The sequence below is a fragment of the Ponticoccus sp. (in: a-proteobacteria) genome, assembly GCF_048381735.1.
Genome location: NZ_JBLXGL010000001.1, coordinates 491,150 through 509,470, shown reverse-complemented (window position 1 = coordinate 509,470; position 18,321 = coordinate 491,150). Strand labels below are relative to the sequence as shown.

The following is an 18,321-nucleotide window of genomic DNA, read 5'->3' as shown; positions in this document are numbered from 1 at the left end:
GGCGCCGGGTGGTGTACCGCAGTCCCGCCCTCTGGCGCGTGCCCCCTGTCAAACCGGCAAAGCCCGTCAGCGGCCCTGCGCGCATGAAAAAGCCCCCGCGAGGTCCTCTCGCGGGGGCGTCTCTCGCGGTGTCGGTGGCGGCCTTACCAGCAGCCCACCAGCACCGTCATGTCGGTCGCCAGCGCGGTCAGGTCTTCGGGCGCCATCGGGCCCATTCCGCCGCGCGCGACCGGCTGGATGCCGTTGTCGCGCAGGAAGTCGAGGATCATCTCGCCCTTGGCGGCAAAGCTCACCTCGTCCGGCAGCCGCCGCCCCTCTTCGTCGCCGCGCGGCAGCAGCATGCCCAGCACGGTGCCGCCCGCGTCGAAGACCGGGCCGCCCACGTCGCCGGGCAGCGCCGCAAGGGCAAGGCGCTTCATCTCTTCCTCGCCGCCGAGGCCGCGCAGGTCTTCAAGCGTGCCGAAGGTCAGCGTAGGCGCCGCCAGCACCCCACCGAAGGAGAAACCCGCAACCGCGACCTCGGATTGCAGGCGGGGATCACCGGCGCGGAACTGCGCGACACGGCGCGGCGCCAGCCGGTCCTCGGGCATCAGCACGGCAACACCCAGCGCCGGATCGGACGCCAGAACCCGCGCCGTATAGACGCCGTTCAGGGTGATCCGCTCGCAAGAGGCAACCATGTCCGACGAGGTCAGCACCGTGCCGCGCGTCTCGATGAAGAAGCCCGAGCCGGTGGCCTTGGCTGTGCGCACCTTGAGACCGGACACCAGATCGACGGACTGGCCGTCGTCGCTGACCTCGGCGGCGCTGAGAACGCCCTCGGTACGCTCGAAGCTGGCGCGCATCAGGCCAAGCACGCGGGTCCGGCGTTCCTCGTCACCCGCGGGCCAGATCAGCGTGAAGCCCTTGATCTGGCCGTTGCGCAGCGAGACCTCGGTATGGCTGACGATGCGATCGTTGGCGCCCTCGATGACAAAGCCGCCGTTGTCGCGGCTGCGCTCACCCTCCAGCGGGACGATCTCCAGCGTCTGCATGACCTCGTAAAGGCCATTCATCGCCGACAGGTCGCCGGGCTGCGAGATCAGCAGCGCGCGGGCCTGAAGATCGCCCGAGGGGCGGAAGATCGCGAAGGGCGCCTCGTAGCGGTCGAATTCCAGCACACCCATGGGCAGGTCCATGGCGATCCCGGCGCGCGGATCGGCGTAGCGGGCCAGCTCCATACCTTCGAGCACGGCGTAATATTGCCCCAGAAGCTGGTCACGCTGGCGGGTGGTCAGGATGCCGGTGGCGTCGTGGCCGTTCTCGGCCTGCCATGCGGCCATGGAGCGCCGGGTGCCGCCACCAAAGGCCCCGTCGATGCGGCCCTGGTAGAAACCGGCCCATTCCAGGGCGATCTGCAACTCGTCGCGCTCTGCCCGGGTCAGTTGCGCCTCCGAGGCACGGGCCTCGCGCGGGGTTTCCTCGGGGACCGGTGCGGGCTGCACCGGCGCGGCCTCGGGCACGGCCTGCACCGGCTCGACCACCGGCGCGGCCTGCGCCTGTTGCACCGGCTCGGGCTGGGGCGCGGCGGGCTGCGGTATGCGCTGCGCGTTGGCACCAACGGGCCAGAACTGGCGGCCGTAGGCATCGGCGGTTTCGATGTAGCTGTCGAGCGGAATCGCGCGACGCGCCCGCAGGTCCTGCAACTGGCGCTCTGCCTCGGCGCGGGTGAAGGGGCCGATGGCGATGCCGTACCAGCCGCCACCCAGCGCAAAGCCGCTGACGTCCTGAAGCCGGTCGGCGTAGGTCCGCACGCTGGCCTGCGCACTGTTCAGCGAGGTCCGGGCCTCAAGCTGGATAAAGACGCTGTCGTCCGGAGACTGCGCGGAGGCGGATTGTACGGCGATGAAGGCCGCAGCGGCCAGGGCGAGAAACGTTTTCGTCATGGTCAATCGGGCCTCTGTCGGCCCCGGGCTCCCTCGTGAACAGTTCCCCAATGTCTTAAGGGCAGCCCCGGCGGGTTGCACGCAAAATCAAGGGCGCTCGCGGCCACGTAAAGCAGATGTGACGGGGGCGGCACATCGCGGCGGCCCACCCTTGCCGATGCGCGGACACGGCGCGGCGCCGCGACAACAGCGGTCAGGACGCACAGGCCCGGCCCGAACCCTGCGGCGGCGCCCCGGCCGTTCCGGGCGCCAAAGGCCCTCCGGCACCGGGCGGAGCCTGCCGTGGTGCCCCGCCAGCGCGGCGCCCATGCCACGAAGCCCCCCCCCGCAGGGCGCCCACCGCGATGACTTGCCGACCGCCCTGCCCGGGCCACCCCGGCGGCATCGCGCCGCCACAGCCGCTGCGATCATGCGTCCCGCCGCGCGGTCCCGTTGGTCATTGAAGCCCGGCGCGAAATGCGGCAATCAGGCGCCAACCTGCCGGAAGGAGCCCACGGACCATGGTTCAGACCGTCCCCACCCCGACGAAACCCGCCTGTTTCCAGGAGATCATCCTGGCGCTTCAGACCTACTGGGCCTCCAAGGGCTGCGCCATCCTGCAACCCTACGACATGGAAGTGGGCGCCGGCACCTTCCACCCGGCCACCACCCTGCGCGCGCTGGGGTCCAAACCCTGGGCCGCCGCCTATGTGCAGCCCTCGCGCCGCCCCACCGACGGGCGCTATGGCGAGAACCCCAACCGGTTGCAGCACTACTACCAGTATCAGGTGCTGATCAAACCCAGCCCGCCGGACCTTCAGGCGCTGTACCTGGGCTCGCTCGAGGCCATCGGCATCGACATGGGCCAGCACGACGTGCGCTTCGTCGAGGACGACTGGGAAAGCCCGACGCTGGGCGCCTGGGGGCTGGGCTGGGAGGTCTGGTGCGACGGCATGGAAGTCAGCCAGTTCACCTATTTCCAGCAGGTCGGCGGCCACGACTGCACCCCGGTCTCGGGCGAGCTGACCTATGGGCTGGAGCGTCTGGCCATGTATGTGCTGGGCATCGACCACGTCATGGACATGCCCTTCAACAACCCGCAAAGCCCGCAGCCGCTGACCTATGGCGACATCTTCCGCCAGACCGAAGAGGAATACTCGCGCTGGAACTTCGACGTGGCGGACACCGAGGTGCTGCTGCGCCATTTCGAAGAGGCCGAGGCCGAATGCGCCCGCATCCTGTCGCAGCCGCACGAGGACCCGAAGACCGGCAAGCGCATCGTCATGGCGCATCCCGCCTATGACCAGACCATCAAGGCCAGCCATATCTTCAACCTCCTGGACGCGCGCGGCGTGATCTCGGTCACCGAGCGGCAGGCCTATATCGGTCGCGTCCGGGCACTGGCCAAGATGTGCGCCGATGCCTTCGTTCAGACGGAAGCCGGAGGGTTCGCGGCGTGAGGATGGGCCAGTTCCTTGCCGGGCTGACGGTCTTCTGCGCCCTGGCTGCGGGCTTCGGCGTCTGGTACACTAACGTCTACGCCTTCTACGACACCGTCGAGCCGACCGGCGAGGACGTCCAACTGACGACGCTGGCGGGCACGCCCGAGGTCATCCCCGTCGAGGGCTTCGAAGGCATCGACGCCGACAGCTCTCCGATCCGCTACCGCGCCTGCTTCACCACCGCGCTGTCGCTGCCCGAGCTGACCGCGACCTACGCCCCCTACGAGGGCGCGGAACCCAAGATCACGCCCGCCTGGTTCGACTGCTTCGACGCCGAGGCGCTGGGGACAGAGATCGCGGCGGGCCGCGCGCAGGTCTTCACCGGAGTGCGCAACATCGAATGGGGCATCGACCGGGTCGTGGCGATCACCGAGCAGGGCCGCGGCTACGTCTGGCACGAGATCAACGACTGCGGCGCCAAGGCCTATGACGGCACGCCGCTGGGCGAGGACTGCCCGCCGCGCGACTGACAGCACGGGCCGCCCGGCGCCGGCGGCCCCGCCGCCACCTATACCGTCGTGGGGGGCCTGGCCGTCCTCGCCGCATGGCAGGGGGGCAGGCGCAGGGCACCACCGATGCGCTGGCCGACCTCAAGGGCCAGACCTGGGGGCTGATCGCGCTCTGGGCCATCGGGCTGGGGCTGATCGCCTATGCCCTCTGGCGCGTCATCGCCGCCTGGATGGATCTGGAATGCCGGGGCACCGATGCCGAGGGCCTCTTCGCCCGCGCCGGGCTTCTGGTCACCGGGGCCATTCACGCCGGTCTGGGTGTCTCTGTTCTGACCACCGCGCTGCGCGGCGGCGGCGGTGAGGGCGGCGCCATCGGTCTCGGCACCATCGGCGCCGGGGGTTACTACGTCTACAAGGGCCATGCCGAGACCTACAAGGACCACATCCGCGTCACCCCCACGACCCGCAGGCTGGACCCGGCGATGAAGGCCGGATGCGTGGCGCAGGGCGTGGTCATCGCGGTGATCGGCGCGCTGATCCTCTACGCCGCCCTGACCGCCGACCCCGGCGAGGCGGGCGGCGTCGGCGAGGCGCTGCACATGATCCGCTCGCAGCCCTTCGGGCGCCTGCTGCTGGGCGCCATCGGCCTCGGCCTGATCGGATTCGCCATCGAGAACCTCGTCGAAGCGCTCTACCGCGTCGTGCCCGCGCACTCCGGCGAGGACGTCATGACCTTCGCCCGCCGCGCCAGGCTGAAGGCCGAGGGCAAGCTGGCCGAGGCCACCGCCTGACAAGCCAGGGGCGGGGCCTGCGAAGAGCCCCGCCCCTCTCCACTGCCGCCAAGACTTTGCATCCCCCCGCGCTGCCGCCAGCCCCCGGCGCAGAGACAGGTTCCCTAAATCGAACCGGACGCACCCGCACCCTGCCCCTTCTTTGGTCCGGCAAATACCTCGGGGAGCCGGAGGGGCAGCGCCCCTCGGTCCACCGGCCCCCTCGAGTCCCGCCATATCCGCTTGCCGCCCCTGCCCCGGCCCGGTAATCACCCCCCGACCACGGCCGCAGGGAAAAGACGTCATGCCCGACCTTCTGATCGAACTCTTCTCCGAGGAAATCCCGGCACGGATGCAGGCCCGCGCCGCCTCCGACCTGCAGAAGATGGTGACCGACGGTCTGGTCGAGGCCGGTCTGACCTATGCCGCCGCCAGGGCCTTTCATACGCCCCGCCGCCTCGCGCTGGCCATCGAGGGGCTGACCGCCAACTCTCCCACCCTGCGCGAAGAGCGCCGCGGCCCCAAGGTCGGCGCGCCCGACAAGGCGATCGAGGGCTTCCTGCGCGGCGCCGGTGTCACCCGCGACCAGCTTGAAGAGCGCGAAGAGAAGAAGGGCGCCTTCTATTACGCCACCGTCGTGACCGAGGGCCGCCCCGCGCAGGCCATCGTCGCCGAAGTGCTGGAAAAGACCATTCGGACCTTCCCCTGGCCCAAGTCGATGCGCTGGGGCGCGGGCACGCTGCGCTGGGTCCGCCCGCTGCACCGCATCCTCTGCCTGCTCTCGGACGAGGGCGGCGCCGAGGTCGTGCCGCTCGACATCGACGGCATCAAGGCGGGCGCCGAGACCGAGGGCCACCGCTTTCTCGCCCCCGCCGCCTTCACGGTCAGTGGCTTCGACGACTACGCGGCCAAGCTCAAGCGCGCCTTCGTGGTGCTGGACGCCAGCGAGCGCGCCCAGACCATCCGCAACGACGCCGCCAACGCGGCCTTCGCGCAGGGGCTTGAGGTGGTCGACGACGAGGGCCTCCTGGCCGAGGTCGCGGGGCTGGTCGAATGGCCGGTGGTGCTGATGGGCGAGATCGACGAGGCCTTCCTCGGCCTGCCGCCCGAGGTGCTGCAGACCTCGATGAAGGAACACCAGAAGTTCTTCTCGGTGAGGAACCCCAGGACGGGCCGGATCGAGAAATTCGTGACCGTGGCGAATGTCGAGACGGCGGACAACGGCGCCACCATCCTCGCGGGCAACCAGAAGGTGCTTGCGGCGCGCCTGTCGGATGCGAAGTTTTTCTGGGACAACGACCTGCGCGTGGCGAAGGACGCGGGCCTGACCGCCTGGACCGAGCGCCTGTCCAACGTGACCTTCCACAACAAGCTCGGGTCGCAGAAGGACCGCATCGACCGCATCGCGGCGCTTGCCCGCGACCTCGCCCCGCTGGTCGGCGCCGAGGCGGATCAGGCCGAACAGGCCGCGCAGGTCGCAAAGGCCGACCTGTCCTCGGAAATGGTCTACGAATTCCCCGAACTGCAGGGCCTCATGGGCCGCTACTACGCCGAGGCCGCGGGCCTGCCTCAGGCTGTCGCGGCGGCGGCACAGGAACACTACTCGCCGCTGGGCCCCTCCGACGCCGTGCCCACGGCGCCGGTCTCGGTCGCCGTGGCGCTGGCCGACAAGATCGACACGCTCACCGGCTTCTGGGCCATCGACGAGAAGCCCACAGGGTCGAAAGACCCCTACGCCCTCCGCCGCGCCGCGCTGGGGGTGATCCGGCTGGTACTGGGGAACGGGTTGCGGTTGACGCTATTCACAATCCTCAAGCAGCACCTTCTGCGACCGGTGAAAATCGATGGCAACGCCCACTTCCAAGACGGTGACGGATATGGCTTTGGAGGAGAGACGGATTTCCAAATCGAGCTATTCAACCTTTTGTCCGGGAATGGCTACGGCGGCAGTGACGAAGAAAAGGCTGCTTTTTGGAGTGCCACGGCTGAAGAAAGAACCGCCGACCTCCTCTCCTTCATCCACGACCGCCTGAAGGTCCACCTGCGCGCCGAGGGCATCCCGCATGACGTCATCGACGCCTGCCTCGCCATGCCCGGCAGCGACGACCTCACCCTGCTGGTGAAGCGCGCCGAGGCCATGGCCACCGTCCTGAAGACCGAAGACAGCAAGAACCTCGTGCAGGGCTTCAAGCGCGCCAACAACATCCTCACGCAGGCCGAGGAAAAGGACGGCGTCGAATATTCCTACGGCGCCGACCCCAAGTTCGCCGAGACCGACGAGGAACGCGCGCTCTTCGCGGCCCTCGACGCGGCCGACACCCGCATCAAACCCGCGATGGAAGCCGAGGACTTCGCCACCGCGATGGAGGCCATGGCCACGCTCCGCGCCCCCATCGACGCCTTCTTCGAGGCGGTGCAGGTCAACAGCGACAATTCGGTGGTGCGCCGCAACCGGCTCAACCTGCTCAGCCGCATCCGCCAGACCTGCCTGCAGGTTGCCGACCTGACGCGGATCGAGGGCTGACCCACCCGACGGCGGCCCCCAAAGGGCCCCCGCCCGCCGAACATACGGCCAGCCCCGCCGAAGCACCCGATCCGCGCCCCCGGCACCGCGATCTGCCGCGACAGAACCCCGCTGCCGCCTTCTCTATCTGAAGACCCGCCCAAATCCCCCGGCGCACCGCCACAACCGGCCCCCACAAGAACGCGCCCCGCCCTTCTTCTGTCCAAAAATATCCCCGCCGGAGGCATCCGACGCCGCCTCTCGTGACACCCGCGCGTGGGATCCGCCGCCGCGCCGCCGTCACCCGCGACGCTTGCCCATCTTGCCAGACGGCGCCGCAGCCGTATTCTGCGCCCAAAGAAAAGGTGCCGCAGTGCAGAAACCAAGCGACGACAATCCCCACGTGACGCTGATCACGCCGACCTCCCCGATGTCCCCGCCGACCCATGGCAGCCGGGCGAAATGCCTGCAAAGGCTGGTGCGCCTCAGCCTGCCGGTGCCGCGCACCGTCGCGCTGTCCTTCGACTCGGTCCACGCCATCGCGCAGGGCAACCTGCCCGACATGGCGGCGCTGACCGCCGCCTTCGACCCCGATGCGCTGCTCTGCGTCCGCCCCTCCTCGCAGGAAACCGACTGGGGCGGCCCCGGCGCGATCCTCAACATCGGCATGAACGACGCCCGCCTCGCCTCTCTCGCCGAGAACATCGGCGCCGAGGCCGCCGCCGGGCTCTACCTGCGCTTCGTCGAGGCCTATGCCGTCCATGTCGCCCGGCTCGACCCGGATCTCTTCGACGAGATCGACGGAAGCGACGAGGAAGGCCTTGCCCGCGCGCTCGCCGCCTATGAGGAAGAGGCCGAAGAGCCCTTTCCGCAGGACCCGCAGCGCCAGCTGGCCGAGGTCCTGCGCTCCATGGCCCGCGCCTGGGAGGGCACGACCGCCCGCCTGCTGCGGCAGGCCCGGGGCGCGCCCGTCGACGCCGGGCTGGGACTGGTGGTGCAGGAAATGGCGCCGGGGCTGGGCCGTGGCGAATGCGGCTCGGGCGTACTGCAACTGGTCGACAGCCAGACCGGCCTGCCCCAGATCACCGGGCGCTACCTCAGCCAGAGCCAGGGCCGCGAGGCCCTGACCGGCGGCGCCGACAGCCTCTATCTGGAACGCGATCCGCGCGGGCGCTCCCTGGAAGAGGCCGCGCCCGAGGCCTTTGCCCTGCTCAAGGACTACGCGGGCGTCATGCGCCGCCGCCTGCGCGCCGAGATGCAGATCGAATTCACCATCCAGAACGGCACGCTGCATATCCTCGACGGGGTGCTGGTGCCGCGCAGCACCCGCGCCGCCCTGCGCATCGCCGTGCGGCTGGCAGAGGATGGCATCATCACCCCCGAAGAGGCGGTCATGCGGATCGAGCCGCGCGCCGTCTCGGAACTGCTGCACCGCCAGATCGCCCCCGGCGCCGCCCGCAGCGTCATCGGGCGCGGCATTGCCGCCTCTCCCGGCGCGGCCACGGGGCGAATCGTCTTCTCCGCCGCCGAGGCGCTGGCCAGCACCGCCCGCAACGAGCCCTGCATCCTTGTCCGGCGCGAGACCTCGCCCGAGGACGTGCGCGGCATGCATGCCGCCGTCGGCGTGCTGACCGAGCGCGGCGGCATGACCAGCCACGCCGCGGTGATCGGGCGCGGCCTGGGCCTGCCCTGCGTGGTCGGTGCGGCGCGGCTGCGGTTCAACCTGCAGCGCAAGACCCTGACCTCCGAGCGCGGGCAGGTTTTCCGCGAGGGTGACGTGATCACCATCGACGGCACCAGCGGCGACGTGCTGGAGGGCAGCCCCGCCACCGTCGAGGCCGCCCTGGACGAGGCCTTCCACGTGCTGATGGGCTGGGCCGATGCGGCGCGCGATATCGACATTCGCGCCAATGCCGACACGCCCAAGGATGCCGCCACCGCGCGCAACTTTGCCGCGCAGGGTATCGGGCTGTGCCGGACCGAGCACATGTTCTTCGAGGCCGACCGCCTGACGCCCATGCGCGAGATGATCTTTGCCGATACCCCGCAGGACCGGCAGGCGGCGCTGGCGATCCTTTTGCCGATGCAACGCAAGGATTTCACAGAGCTTTTCCGCATCATGGAAGGCATGCCGGTCTGCATCCGCCTGTTCGATCCGCCGCTGCACGAATTCCTGCCCACCGACCGCCACGGCCTGCGCGATCTGGCCGAGGCACTGGACCTGCCGGTGTCGGACGTTACCCGGCGCGTGCAATCTCTGGGCGAGTACAACCCCATGCTGGGCCTGCGCGGCGTGCGTCTGGGAATCACCGTGCCCGAGATCTACGACATGCAGGCCCGCGCGATCTTCGAGGCGACGCTGGACGCCAGCCACGAGGGCGCGCCGCCCGTGGTGCCGGAAATCATGCTGCCTCTGGTCAGTGCCAAGCGCGAGGTCGAACTGCTGCGCGGCCGGATCGAAGCGGTCGCCACCGCCGTGCGTACCGAACGTGGCCGCGATTTCACCTTCCGGCTGGGTGTCATGGCCGAAACCCCGCGCGCCTGCCTGCGCGCCGCCGAAATCGCGCCCTTCGCGCATTTCCTGTCCTTCGGCACCAACGACCTGACGCAAATGACCTACGGGCTGTCGCGCGACGACGCGGGGCGCTTCATGTCCGACTACGTCAGTCAGGGCGTGTTCAACGAAGACCCCTTCCATGTGCTCGACACCGACGGCGTCGGCGAATTGCTGGCGGTCGGCGCGGAGCGCAGCCGCGCCGCGAATCCCGGCATCACCCTGTCGATCTGCGGCGAACATGGCGGCAACCCCGATTCCATCGCCTTCTGCCGCGATGTGGGCATGGACTACGTCAGTTGCTCGTCCTTCCGGGTGCCGGTTGCGCGACTTGCCGCCGCCCAGCTGGCGCTGCGGGCCAAGGGGGTGAAGCTGCCGCCCAAGCTCTGACCCGGCGGGGGTTTTCCGCTCTGCCCTGCGGCAGCGGGCCGCATACATAAGATGCCCGAAAGAAAGGCATCTGGCGCCCCGATCGGCACGAATCCGCCCAAAATCCCCGCGCGGTTTACGGAAATGGCGAAATTCCGTATCAGGCTCCGGTCCCGCATGTCGCTGCCAAGGCGTCGGGGCATCCCGAAGCTGAACGAGACGCCCGATGATGAATGCCCTTCGCTGTGCCGTTGCCCTTGTGGCAGCGCTTGCCGCTATGCCCGCCGCCGCCGATCCCGCCCGCACCGCGGCCCAATTCGTTTCGCTGGAAAAGCGCGCGCTTGCCCGTGTCGACGACGGCCACCTCAAGGCGCTGGTGACGCCGGTGGCCTCTGTTCAGGGCGCCGGCGGCATTCGCTACACCACCGACTGGCTGTCCCGTCAGCCCAAGCCCTCGGGCGGCGCGGAATGGCGCTGCCTTGCCGAGGCGCTGTACTTCGAGGCGCGCGGCGAGACGGTGAAGGGGCAGTTCGCCGTGGCCGAGGTCATCATGAACCGTGTCGCCTCGTCCCGCTTCCCGCAGTCGGTCTGCGGCGTGATCCATCAGGGCACCGGGCGCAAGTTCGGCTGCCAGTTCACCTATACCTGCGACGGCCACCCCGAAGCGATCCGCGAGCCCGGCGCCTGGGAGCGTGTGGGCAAGGTCGCCCGCGCGGTGCTGGATGGCGCCCCGCGCGCCCTGACCGAAGGCGCGACGCATTACCACACGACCGCCGTGCGCCCCAACTGGTCGTCCAAGTACCGCCGGACCGCGCGCATCGGCGTGCATGTCTTCTACCGGCACACCTATCAGGGCTGAGGCCCCGATCCCGGCCCATGCAACCTTTTGCACCCCCGCGCGTTGTCGAAACAGCTGACATTCGACAATAAAGATGGAGGTTCAAATGCTTGGCTGGGCACTGACATTCCTTGTTGTGGCGATCATCGCCGGGATCCTGGGCTTCGGCGGCGTGGCCGCGGCCTCTGCCGGGATCGCCAAGATCCTCTTCGTGATCTTCCTCGTCCTCTTCGTGGTCATGATGATCGCACGCGCCGTCAGAGGCAAATCCGTGGTATAACCGCGTTACGGTATTGACGAGTGACATGGGGCTGCCCTGCCGGGCCGCCCCTTTTTTTTCATGCCCCGGCCTGTCGCGGTACGCCGGGCAGGCAGGCATCGGCGGGCCTTTCTCCGCTGACATTGTCGCGCTCGAACGTCCGCGCGGCCCGTGTCCCCTATCCCGGGCGCCGCAGGCAGACCGGGACGCCACCCTGCCCCTGCCGCGGAAAGTGACCCTGCGAAAATCCGATTTGCGTTGCCGCTAGCGATTGACCCCGGCGGCGCCAGTCGGCAGAACCGCCCCCAAGGTACTCGGGGAAGACATATGGACGGCGACGAGGACACCCACGGCCACTGGAGCCCATTCGGCAGGCCCCTGTTCAACGACCCGGAGGCCCGCGCCCTGTCGCGCGTCGGGGTGGTCGACATCGGCTCCAACTCGGTGCGGATGGTGGTCTTCGACGGCGCCGCGCGCAGCCCGGCCTACTTCTTCAACGAAAAGGTGCTCTGCGGTCTGGGCGCCGGGATGAACGAAACCGGACATCTGAACCCGGAAGGGCGCGACCGCGCGCTGAAGGCCATGCGCCGCTTCGGCAAGCTGGCGGAGGGCATGGGGCTGGAAGACCTGACCGTGGTGGCCACCGCCGCCATGCGCGATGCACAGGACGGGCCAGAGTTCCGCCGCCAGCTGGAAAGCGAGACCGGCCTGAAGGTCTGGGTCATCGACGGCACCGAAGAGGCCCGGCTGTCGGCGCAGGGCGTGCTGCTGGGCTGGCCCGGTTCCTACGGCCTGGTCTGCGACATCGGCGGCTCGTCGATGGAACTGGCAGAGATCTCGGGCGGGTCGGTGGGGCGCCGCATCACCTCGGCGCTGGGGCCGCTGAAGCTGAAGGACATCGACGGCGGGCGCAAGGCGCGCGAGAAACACATCCGCGCCGAGATCGACCGGCTGGTCGCCCATATGGGCACGCAGCGCGACCGGCTTTTCCTGGTCGGCGGCAGCTGGCGCTCGATCGCCAAGATCGACATGGAACGGCGCGGCTACCCGCTGCATGTGCTGCACGAGTACCGTATGGATGCTGAAAGCGTGCGCGAGACGCTGGCCTTTCTCGAAGGACAGGACCCGGACGCGCTGCGCAAGCGCTGCGGCATCTCCTCGACCCGGATGGCGCTGGTGCCCTACGCCGCCGAGGTCCTGGCACAGGTGGTCGAGGCCTTTCAGCCGCAGGACATCGCGGTGTCCTCCTACGGCATCCGCGAGGGGCTTTTGTACGAACAGATGCCGCAGGTGCTGCGCGACCGCGATCCGCTGGTCGAGGCCTGCCGCTTTGCCGAGGCCAAGGACGCCCGCAACCCCGGGTTCGGGCGCGACCTCTACGATTTCGTGCTGCCGCTGTTCCCCGACAGCGGCCCGGCGCGGCGGCGGCTGATCAAGGCGGCCTGCCTGCTGCACGACGTCAGCTGGCGCGCCCACCCGGACTACCGGGCCGAGATCTGCTTCGACAATGCCACCCGGGCCAACCTTGGCGGGCTGAAGCACTGGGAGCGCGTCTGGCTGGGCATGGCGCTGATGCACCGCTACCGCAACAAGCGCGAGGGCACGCGGTTCGAAGACCTCTTCGCCATGCTCGACGCGGCGCACCAGCAAGAGGCCGAGGTGCTGGGCAAGGCGATGCGCTTCGGGGCCATGCTCTGGACCCTGCGGGACGTCGACGGGCGGGCACGGCTGGACTGGCAGCCGGAACAGGCCACGCTGACGCTTCACCTGGGGTCCGAGAGCCATGTGCTTTACAACGAAGTGGCCGAGTCGCGGTTCAAGTCGCTGGCCGACTCGCTGAAGGCCGATAGCTGGAAGATCGCTGCAGAGGCCTGACAGACGGCCCCCCGCGTCCGGCACGGCTGTCGCGCCGCGACCGCTGGCAGCCCCGAGCCGCACCCGCCGCCCCGGCATCACCGCCTGCGGCGACGGAAACGGCCTCGGGCCCGCCCCCTCGCACGCCGTGGCGATCACCGGCAGTGGCACCCTGCCAAGATGCCTGCCCGGCCCTTACCCGCAAGGGCGGACCACCGGCAACATCACGACACGGGGGATTACAGATCGACGGGGCCTTCCTCCGGGGCCTCGGGCGCCTCATCATCGGGCGTCAGCGGAACCTTGCGCCGCAGGATGATGTCACCGTTGGGCAGGATCTCGGGCGCACGATAGGCCGACCAGTCGTCGACCTCTTCCAGCAGCCTGCGGAAGGCCGGCCCCATCTCGGCCCGCAACTCGCGCAGCAGGGGCAGCATGTCGTCAGCCATCCCCTCCAGTTCCTCGAGCGCCGGATCCATCTCGGACATCAGCCCCCGGAAGAACAGGCGCGCCCCCTCTTCCATCAGGCTCAGGCCCTCATCGGCCTCCTGCGCGGCAGCCGGAGCGGTCAGAACAGCAAGGCAAAGGACGGCGGCAATCGGTTTCATGGCGGCGATTATAGCGCGTCGCTGCGTCGGAAAAAAGGGGCGCGTCCGGCGACAGGGCGGACCCGGTCGCAGCGCCCTGACTTCCCTGGTTTTTCAAACACCCTCGGACAGGGCGCCAGTGTCGCGCCGCCGGTCCGGGCGACACGGCTGACCGCCCCACGACAGGCCGCCTACCCCCACCGCTCCATTGCTCAGAGCGCGATATCCAGCGTCACCGGGAAATGGTCCGACGCGTCCAGAAGCGCCCGGCGCAGGGATGCGTCCGCCCAGCACTGGGGGTCGTCGAAGGGGTGCCAGATGCGCCAGCGGGGCGCCAGCGCGCACAGGTCCGGCGAAATCATCACGTAGTCGAGCAGCGCCTGCAGGTAGCGTCCGCGATCCTTCAGGAAGAAGCGCGCGGTCGAGGGCTGGGCGCCAAGCCGGCTGGCCAGCGCCTCGGAGGCATGGGGATCGTAGAGCACCGGCCCCGGCGGCGTCCCAAGCACGATCTCGACCGAAGAGCGCCCGAAGAGATCCTCGTATTCGTCAAGCCCCGGCCCGTCGTTGAGATCGCCCATCACGATCAGGCTCTCGCCGGCGGCCAGATGCGTCTCGATGCGGCGGCGCAGCCAGATCGCCTGCGCGAGTTGCTTGCGCCGGTTGGCGATGGACAGGCGCATGACCGCATCGCGGCTGCGCGCCCCATGCGGCGCCTTGGACTTCAGATGCGCGCCGATCAGGCGCAGCGCCCTGCCCCCGGCCCCCTGAACCGCCAGTTCCAGCGGCGGCTTGGAGAAGGTCACGCGATCCTCGGTCGCGTCCACGTCGAGGTCGATGCCGAATACGCCGTCGAAGCGCGGTGCCCCGGCGCCCTCTTGCGGGTCATGGCGTGCCACCAGCACCTGCGGGTCGTAAAGCAGCGCGATTTCCTGCTGGGTCTCGTTGGCAAAGCCGGTGGCCACCGCATCCGTGCGCAGGCCGTAGATCTCGGCAAAGGCCCCAAGGGCGCGGATGGTGGAGCGGCGGCTGCCGGTGTCCGGGGCCTCGATCACCATGACCGCATCGGCATCCATGGCGCGGAAGACCCGCCCCAGCGCCTCGGCCTGCATGCCCCGGGTGACGTCAGGGCGTTTCGTCGGTCCATCGTCCCGCAGCAGCCGCCCGTCGTCGTCGAAGAGCGCGTCGAACCATTCCACGTTGTAGGTCGCAAGGCGCACGGCGGTTCAGGCGGTTTCGCGGGCCGAGATCTCTTCCCAGGCGCGGTTGATGGCGATCATCTTGCGCTCGGACATCTTCACCGCCTCTTCGGGAACGCCGCGGGCGATCATCCGGTCGGGGTGGCTGTCGCGCACCAGCTTGCGCCACTCGGCCCGGATCTCCTTCAGCGGCATGTCCGGGCTGACGCCCAGCACCGTGTAGGGATCGGGCACCGCGTCCGGCACGAAACGGGCGCGGATCGCGCGAAAGCGGGTCTCGGACAGGCCGAACAGCTCTGCCACCCGGGTCAGGAAGGCATCCTCTGCCGGGTGGTAGGTGCCATCCGCCATGGCGATATGGAACAGCCCCTCGAGCAGGTCGCACAGGGTGCTCTTGTCGCGCTCGAACATGGCGGCGATGCGGCGGGCGTAATCCTCGAACCCCGCCACGTCCTGCCGGGCAAGGTTGAAGACACGGGCGGCGTTGGGCTCTTCCTCGGGCGGGATCGAAAAGACCTCGCGGAAGGCGGTGACCTCGGCGCGGGTCACAAGCCCGTCGGCCTTGGCCATCTTCGCCGACAGGGCAATGACCGCGATGGTAAAGGCCACCGACCGCTCGGGCGGTGTGCGCAGCCGTTCGAAGACGGTGCCAAGGCCCTCGCCCGAGGCAAGGGCCTGAAGGGCCTGCGATATGCGCGTCCAGATCGACATGGGGGTCATCTTACGCGGAAGCGCCCCGACTGTCAGGGCGGGAATCACGGGATTTTTCTGCATGAGCGAAAAACTGTGCGGCAGTGCAAAAACCCCGCCTGATGCATCCGGCGACAGGGCCTTTGGCAGCGGCGCCCTGCGCTCAGGTCAGCGTGACGATCCCGTCGGGCCGTTTCACCTGCGCCGCCAGAGCCGCCCGCGCCCCACTGGCAAAGCGCACCAGCGGCGCATCCAGATGCGGCGCCAGCAGCGCCTCCAGGGCCTCGATCTCGGGATGGGTCACGGTCAGCCGCTCCAGCGTCAGGCCCGAGGCGGTCAGGGCCTTGCCCGGCGGCACCGGGCTTTGCCACTGGATCAGCGCCGGAAAGACCCCGTCGAAGGGCAGCGCACCGTCCTCGGGCACCGCAATGCGCCAGCGCAGCGCCCCGCGTTCCAGGGACACCGGGCGCCCGGCCATCGGGAAAACCGCCAGCGCCGCATCCATGTCCGCGACCCGGCAGATCCACTTGTCCAGCCGCGCCGGCCCGGAAAAACTGTCCAGCCCGAACCACCGCGCGTCCTGCGGATCTGGCGCCGAAGGATCCACCGCGATCGCTTCGAGGTACAGATCCGGGGCCAGCGCGATCAACTGGTTGTGGGTGCCAAAGCGGGCATGTGTCCCGCCGGGCGACAGCGGCTGCCCCAGCGTGCGCTCGGCATGAGAGGTCGCCTCTGCCAGAGAGGCAGCAAGAACAGCGATGTGATCGAGTACCAGCTTTTCCATGAACCCTGCCGTGTGACCGTGCGGATGCAGAAAGTTAGTTCGGTCGGAAGGCGCAAGAAAGCACTAAATGTGCATTTCGGACGTTGATTTGGAACGATTCAGCCCCACGTGAAAAACCATCATTCCAAACGGGGGACTCTTAATGCTTTTACGCGCCATCGACCGCTTCTTTTCGCACGAAGCCTCAGGGGGCATCCTGCTGATCGTCGCGGCCCTGGCGGCCATGATCGTGGCCAATTCGGCGCTTTCCGGCGTCTACGAGGGCGTGCTGGGCGCCTATCTGGCCGTCACCATCAGCGGTGAGGGGCTGGAAAAACCCCTGATCCTGTGGATCAACGACGGCCTCATGGCGATCTTCTTCTTCCTCATCGGGCTGGAACTGAAGCGCGAGTTGCTGGAAGGCAAACTCAAGAACCCCTCGGACGTGGTGCTTCCCGGCATGGCGGCGGTGGGCGGCATGGTGCTGCCGGCGCTGTTCTTCCTGGCCTTCAACTGGGGCAACCCGGTGACGGTCGGCGGCTGGGCGATCCCGGCGGCGACCGATATCGCCTTCGCGCTGGGGGTTCTGGCGCTGGTGGGCGACCGCGTGCCCTCGTCGCTGAAGATCTTCCTGCTGACGCTGGCGATCCTCGACGACATGGGCGCGATCCTGATCATCGCCTTGTTCTATACCGCCGAGCTGAAGGTCGATTACCTCTTCCTCGCGCTGATCCCGGCGGTGCTGATGTTCTGGATGAACATGCGGCGCTGGCACCGCGTGGCACCGATCCTGCTGCTTGGCGTGGTGATGTGGTTCTTCGTGCTGAAATCCGGGGTCCATGCGACGCTGGCCGGCGTGCTGACCGCCTTCTTCATCCCGCTCAAGGACAAATGGGGCAAGTCGCCGCTGCATTCGATCGAGCATGGGCTTGCGCCCTACGTGCTCTTCGGCATCATCCCGATCTTCGCCTTCGCCAATGCCGGCGTGGTGCTGACCGGCATCAGCTTTGCCGATCTTCTCGCGCCGCTGCCGCTTGGCATCGCCTCGGGGCTGGTGCTGGGCAAGATGGTCGGCGTCTTCGGCATCACCTACCTGATGGTGCGCCTGGGCCTCGCCCGCAAACCGCATGGCGCGAACTGGGCGCAGATCTTCGGCGTCGCCTGCCTTGCGGGGATCGGCTTTACCATGTCGCTGTTCATCGGCTCTCTCAGCTTCGACGATCAGGAACTGATGAACGGCGTGCGGCTGGGCGTGCTCTGCGGGTCGCTGATCTCGGGCGTCACGGGCTTCGTCGCCCTGCGCCTGTCCAGCACGGAACCCGCCCCGGCAGAGGCGCAGGCGGCACAATAGGCCAGCGCCAACCGGCAGAAACACAGCGGCCGCGGAGCGATCCGCGGCCGCTTTGCCTTGTGCAGGCGGCCCATGGATCAGACAGTCCACACCCGGCCCCGGCCCCGGATATTCTTGACTAAAATAATAGGTTATGAAAAACAGGTGCTGAAAAGGCGACTCGATCCGTCACCTTTGCAAGAAACAGGCGCGACGCCGCGCCCGTCCCAGCCACCGCCAAGGAAGCCCGGATGTCGGACAAGAGGAACGACAATGACCCAAAGGACGCAGGACCGGGCGCCCCGCACTCCCGACTGGAAGACGCTGATCGAGACCGGCGCTGATGCATCGGCCATCGGTGACCTCGCGCTCGAGGCGCTGATCGACCGCAAGACCCGCGGCGGGGAAGAGGCACGATGACCTTCATGCGCCGCGCTCCCGAACCCGTCACCGCCGCCGCCCAGGGTGCCACGCCGGTCTACGACGCCCACGACCTGATCACCGATGGCGTGAAGGCCGAAATCGTGCTGGACGGCCAGACCTACATCCTGCGCATCACCCGCGCCGGAAAACTGATCCTGACGAAATAGGCGCGCACCGCTCGCGCCCCCCCCCCCCCCTGCGGACCCCGGCGCCTCCGGCCCCGGGGCGCGCGCGCGCCCTACGCCGCCCCTGCCCTTCTTCGGTCTTGCAAGTACCTCGGGGGGTCCGGGGGGCTGGCCCCCCGGCCGGTCGCCCCGCGCAAGCGGGGCG

Annotated in this window: 16 protein-coding genes; 11 read left to right on the top strand and 5 right to left on the bottom strand. The window is 68.7% G+C overall.

Features of this window, described 5'->3' with window-relative positions:
• Positions 1-143 precede the first annotated feature (143 nt).
• Positions 144-1,925 carry a serine protease gene (locus tag ACN5KJ_RS02380; protein WP_418591906.1) on the bottom strand — a complete coding sequence of 594 codons (1,782 nt, stop codon included), beginning with the start codon at positions 1,923-1,925 and terminating at the stop codon, positions 144-146.
• A gap of 500 nt (positions 1,926-2,425) precedes the next feature.
• Between ACN5KJ_RS02380 and ACN5KJ_RS02375 the strand changes: the two genes are divergently transcribed.
• From ACN5KJ_RS02375 to ACN5KJ_RS02340, 8 genes are all read left to right on the top strand, one after another.
• On the top strand, positions 2,426-3,364 hold the full coding sequence (locus tag ACN5KJ_RS02375) for a glycine--tRNA ligase subunit alpha (RefSeq protein WP_418591905.1): 939 nt from the start codon (positions 2,426-2,428) through the stop codon (positions 3,362-3,364).
• A 2-nt stretch (positions 3,365-3,366) separates the two neighbouring features.
• Entirely contained in the window at positions 3,367-3,876 is a 510-nt protein-coding gene (locus tag ACN5KJ_RS02370) for a DUF6446 family protein (RefSeq protein WP_418592227.1), read from the top strand.
• A 74-nt stretch (positions 3,877-3,950) separates the two neighbouring features.
• Positions 3,951-4,646 (top strand): DUF1206 domain-containing protein, encoded by a 696-nt coding sequence (locus tag ACN5KJ_RS02365; protein WP_418591904.1) that lies wholly within the window; start codon positions 3,951-3,953, stop codon positions 4,644-4,646.
• Positions 4,647-4,929: 283 nt separating this feature from the next.
• A complete protein-coding gene (glyS, locus tag ACN5KJ_RS02360) occupies positions 4,930-7,149 on the top strand; it encodes a glycine--tRNA ligase subunit beta (RefSeq protein ID WP_418591903.1) in 2,220 nt (739 codons plus the stop codon).
• 409 nt (positions 7,150-7,558) lie between these two features.
• A complete protein-coding gene (locus ACN5KJ_RS02355; protein ID WP_418592226.1) occupies positions 7,559-10,072 on the top strand; it encodes a putative PEP-binding protein in 2,514 nt (837 codons plus the stop codon).
• A gap of 205 nt (positions 10,073-10,277) precedes the next feature.
• Entirely contained in the window at positions 10,278-10,910 is a 633-nt protein-coding gene (locus ACN5KJ_RS02350; RefSeq protein WP_418591902.1) for a cell wall hydrolase, read from the top strand.
• Between the two features lie 85 nt (positions 10,911-10,995).
• Positions 10,996-11,169, top strand: coding sequence for a DUF1328 domain-containing protein (locus ACN5KJ_RS02345; RefSeq protein ID WP_023849460.1), 174 nt, complete (start codon positions 10,996-10,998; stop codon positions 11,167-11,169).
• 306 nt (positions 11,170-11,475) lie between these two features.
• Positions 11,476-13,023: a Ppx/GppA family phosphatase gene (locus ACN5KJ_RS02340; protein ID WP_347167393.1), complete on the top strand. Its 1,548-nt coding sequence runs from the start codon at positions 11,476-11,478 to the stop codon at positions 13,021-13,023.
• A 218-nt stretch (positions 13,024-13,241) separates the two neighbouring features.
• Here the strand turns inward: ACN5KJ_RS02340 and ACN5KJ_RS02335 are convergent, their stop codons facing one another.
• The 4 genes from ACN5KJ_RS02335 to ACN5KJ_RS02320 all read right to left on the bottom strand — a co-directional run bounded on the left by ACN5KJ_RS02335 (position 13,242) and on the right by ACN5KJ_RS02320 (position 16,259).
• A complete protein-coding gene (locus tag ACN5KJ_RS02335) occupies positions 13,242-13,610 on the bottom strand; it encodes a hypothetical protein (RefSeq protein ID WP_418591901.1) in 369 nt (122 codons plus the stop codon).
• A gap of 191 nt (positions 13,611-13,801) precedes the next feature.
• Positions 13,802-14,806, bottom strand: coding sequence for an endonuclease/exonuclease/phosphatase family protein (locus ACN5KJ_RS02330; protein ID WP_418591900.1), 1,005 nt, complete (start codon positions 14,804-14,806; stop codon positions 13,802-13,804).
• Between the two features lie 6 nt (positions 14,807-14,812).
• Positions 14,813-15,496 carry a TerB family tellurite resistance protein gene (locus ACN5KJ_RS02325; protein WP_418591899.1) on the bottom strand — a complete coding sequence of 228 codons (684 nt, stop codon included), beginning with the start codon at positions 15,494-15,496 and terminating at the stop codon, positions 14,813-14,815.
• Between the two features lie 142 nt (positions 15,497-15,638).
• Positions 15,639-16,259 (bottom strand): VOC family protein, encoded by a 621-nt coding sequence (locus ACN5KJ_RS02320; RefSeq protein WP_418591898.1) that lies wholly within the window; start codon positions 16,257-16,259, stop codon positions 15,639-15,641.
• A gap of 142 nt (positions 16,260-16,401) precedes the next feature.
• Between ACN5KJ_RS02320 and nhaA the strand changes: the two genes are divergently transcribed.
• From nhaA to hemP, 3 genes are all read left to right on the top strand, one after another.
• Positions 16,402-17,589 (top strand): Na+/H+ antiporter NhaA, encoded by a 1,188-nt coding sequence (gene nhaA, locus ACN5KJ_RS02315; protein WP_418591897.1) that lies wholly within the window; start codon positions 16,402-16,404, stop codon positions 17,587-17,589.
• 252 nt (positions 17,590-17,841) lie between these two features.
• Entirely contained in the window at positions 17,842-17,988 is a 147-nt protein-coding gene (locus ACN5KJ_RS02310; protein ID WP_347167388.1) for a hypothetical protein, read from the top strand.
• Positions 17,985-18,158, top strand: coding sequence for a hemin uptake protein HemP (gene hemP / locus ACN5KJ_RS02305; protein ID WP_418591896.1), 174 nt, complete (start codon positions 17,985-17,987; stop codon positions 18,156-18,158). The genes ACN5KJ_RS02310 and hemP overlap by 4 nt, the downstream gene beginning before the upstream one ends.
• Positions 18,159-18,321: the final 163 nt, after the last annotated feature.

Coding starts and splice junctions, on each gene's coding strand:
- ACN5KJ_RS02340 (WP_347167393.1), top strand. CDS start 11,476: ATGGACGGCGACGAGGACACCCACGGCCACTGGAGCCCATTCGGCAGG.
- ACN5KJ_RS02335 (WP_418591901.1), bottom strand. CDS start 13,610: ATGAAACCGATTGCCGCCGTCCTTTGCCTTGCTGTTCTGACCGCTCCG.
- glyS (WP_418591903.1), top strand. CDS start 4,930: ATGCCCGACCTTCTGATCGAACTCTTCTCCGAGGAAATCCCGGCACGG.
- ACN5KJ_RS02345 (WP_023849460.1), top strand. CDS start 10,996: ATGCTTGGCTGGGCACTGACATTCCTTGTTGTGGCGATCATCGCCGGG.
- ACN5KJ_RS02370 (WP_418592227.1), top strand. CDS start 3,367: ATGGGCCAGTTCCTTGCCGGGCTGACGGTCTTCTGCGCCCTGGCTGCG.
- hemP (WP_418591896.1), top strand. CDS start 17,985: ATGACCTTCATGCGCCGCGCTCCCGAACCCGTCACCGCCGCCGCCCAG.
- ACN5KJ_RS02355 (WP_418592226.1), top strand. CDS start 7,559: ATGTCCCCGCCGACCCATGGCAGCCGGGCGAAATGCCTGCAAAGGCTG.
- nhaA (WP_418591897.1), top strand. CDS start 16,402: ATGCTTTTACGCGCCATCGACCGCTTCTTTTCGCACGAAGCCTCAGGG.
- ACN5KJ_RS02325 (WP_418591899.1), bottom strand. CDS start 15,496: ATGTCGATCTGGACGCGCATATCGCAGGCCCTTCAGGCCCTTGCCTCG.
- ACN5KJ_RS02350 (WP_418591902.1), top strand. CDS start 10,278: ATGATGAATGCCCTTCGCTGTGCCGTTGCCCTTGTGGCAGCGCTTGCC.
- ACN5KJ_RS02310 (WP_347167388.1), top strand. CDS start 17,842: ATGACCCAAAGGACGCAGGACCGGGCGCCCCGCACTCCCGACTGGAAG.
- ACN5KJ_RS02380 (WP_418591906.1), bottom strand. CDS start 1,925: ATGACGAAAACGTTTCTCGCCCTGGCCGCTGCGGCCTTCATCGCCGTA.
- ACN5KJ_RS02365 (WP_418591904.1), top strand. CDS start 3,951: ATGGCAGGGGGGCAGGCGCAGGGCACCACCGATGCGCTGGCCGACCTC.
- ACN5KJ_RS02375 (WP_418591905.1), top strand. CDS start 2,426: ATGGTTCAGACCGTCCCCACCCCGACGAAACCCGCCTGTTTCCAGGAG.
- ACN5KJ_RS02320 (WP_418591898.1), bottom strand. CDS start 16,259: ATGGAAAAGCTGGTACTCGATCACATCGCTGTTCTTGCTGCCTCTCTG.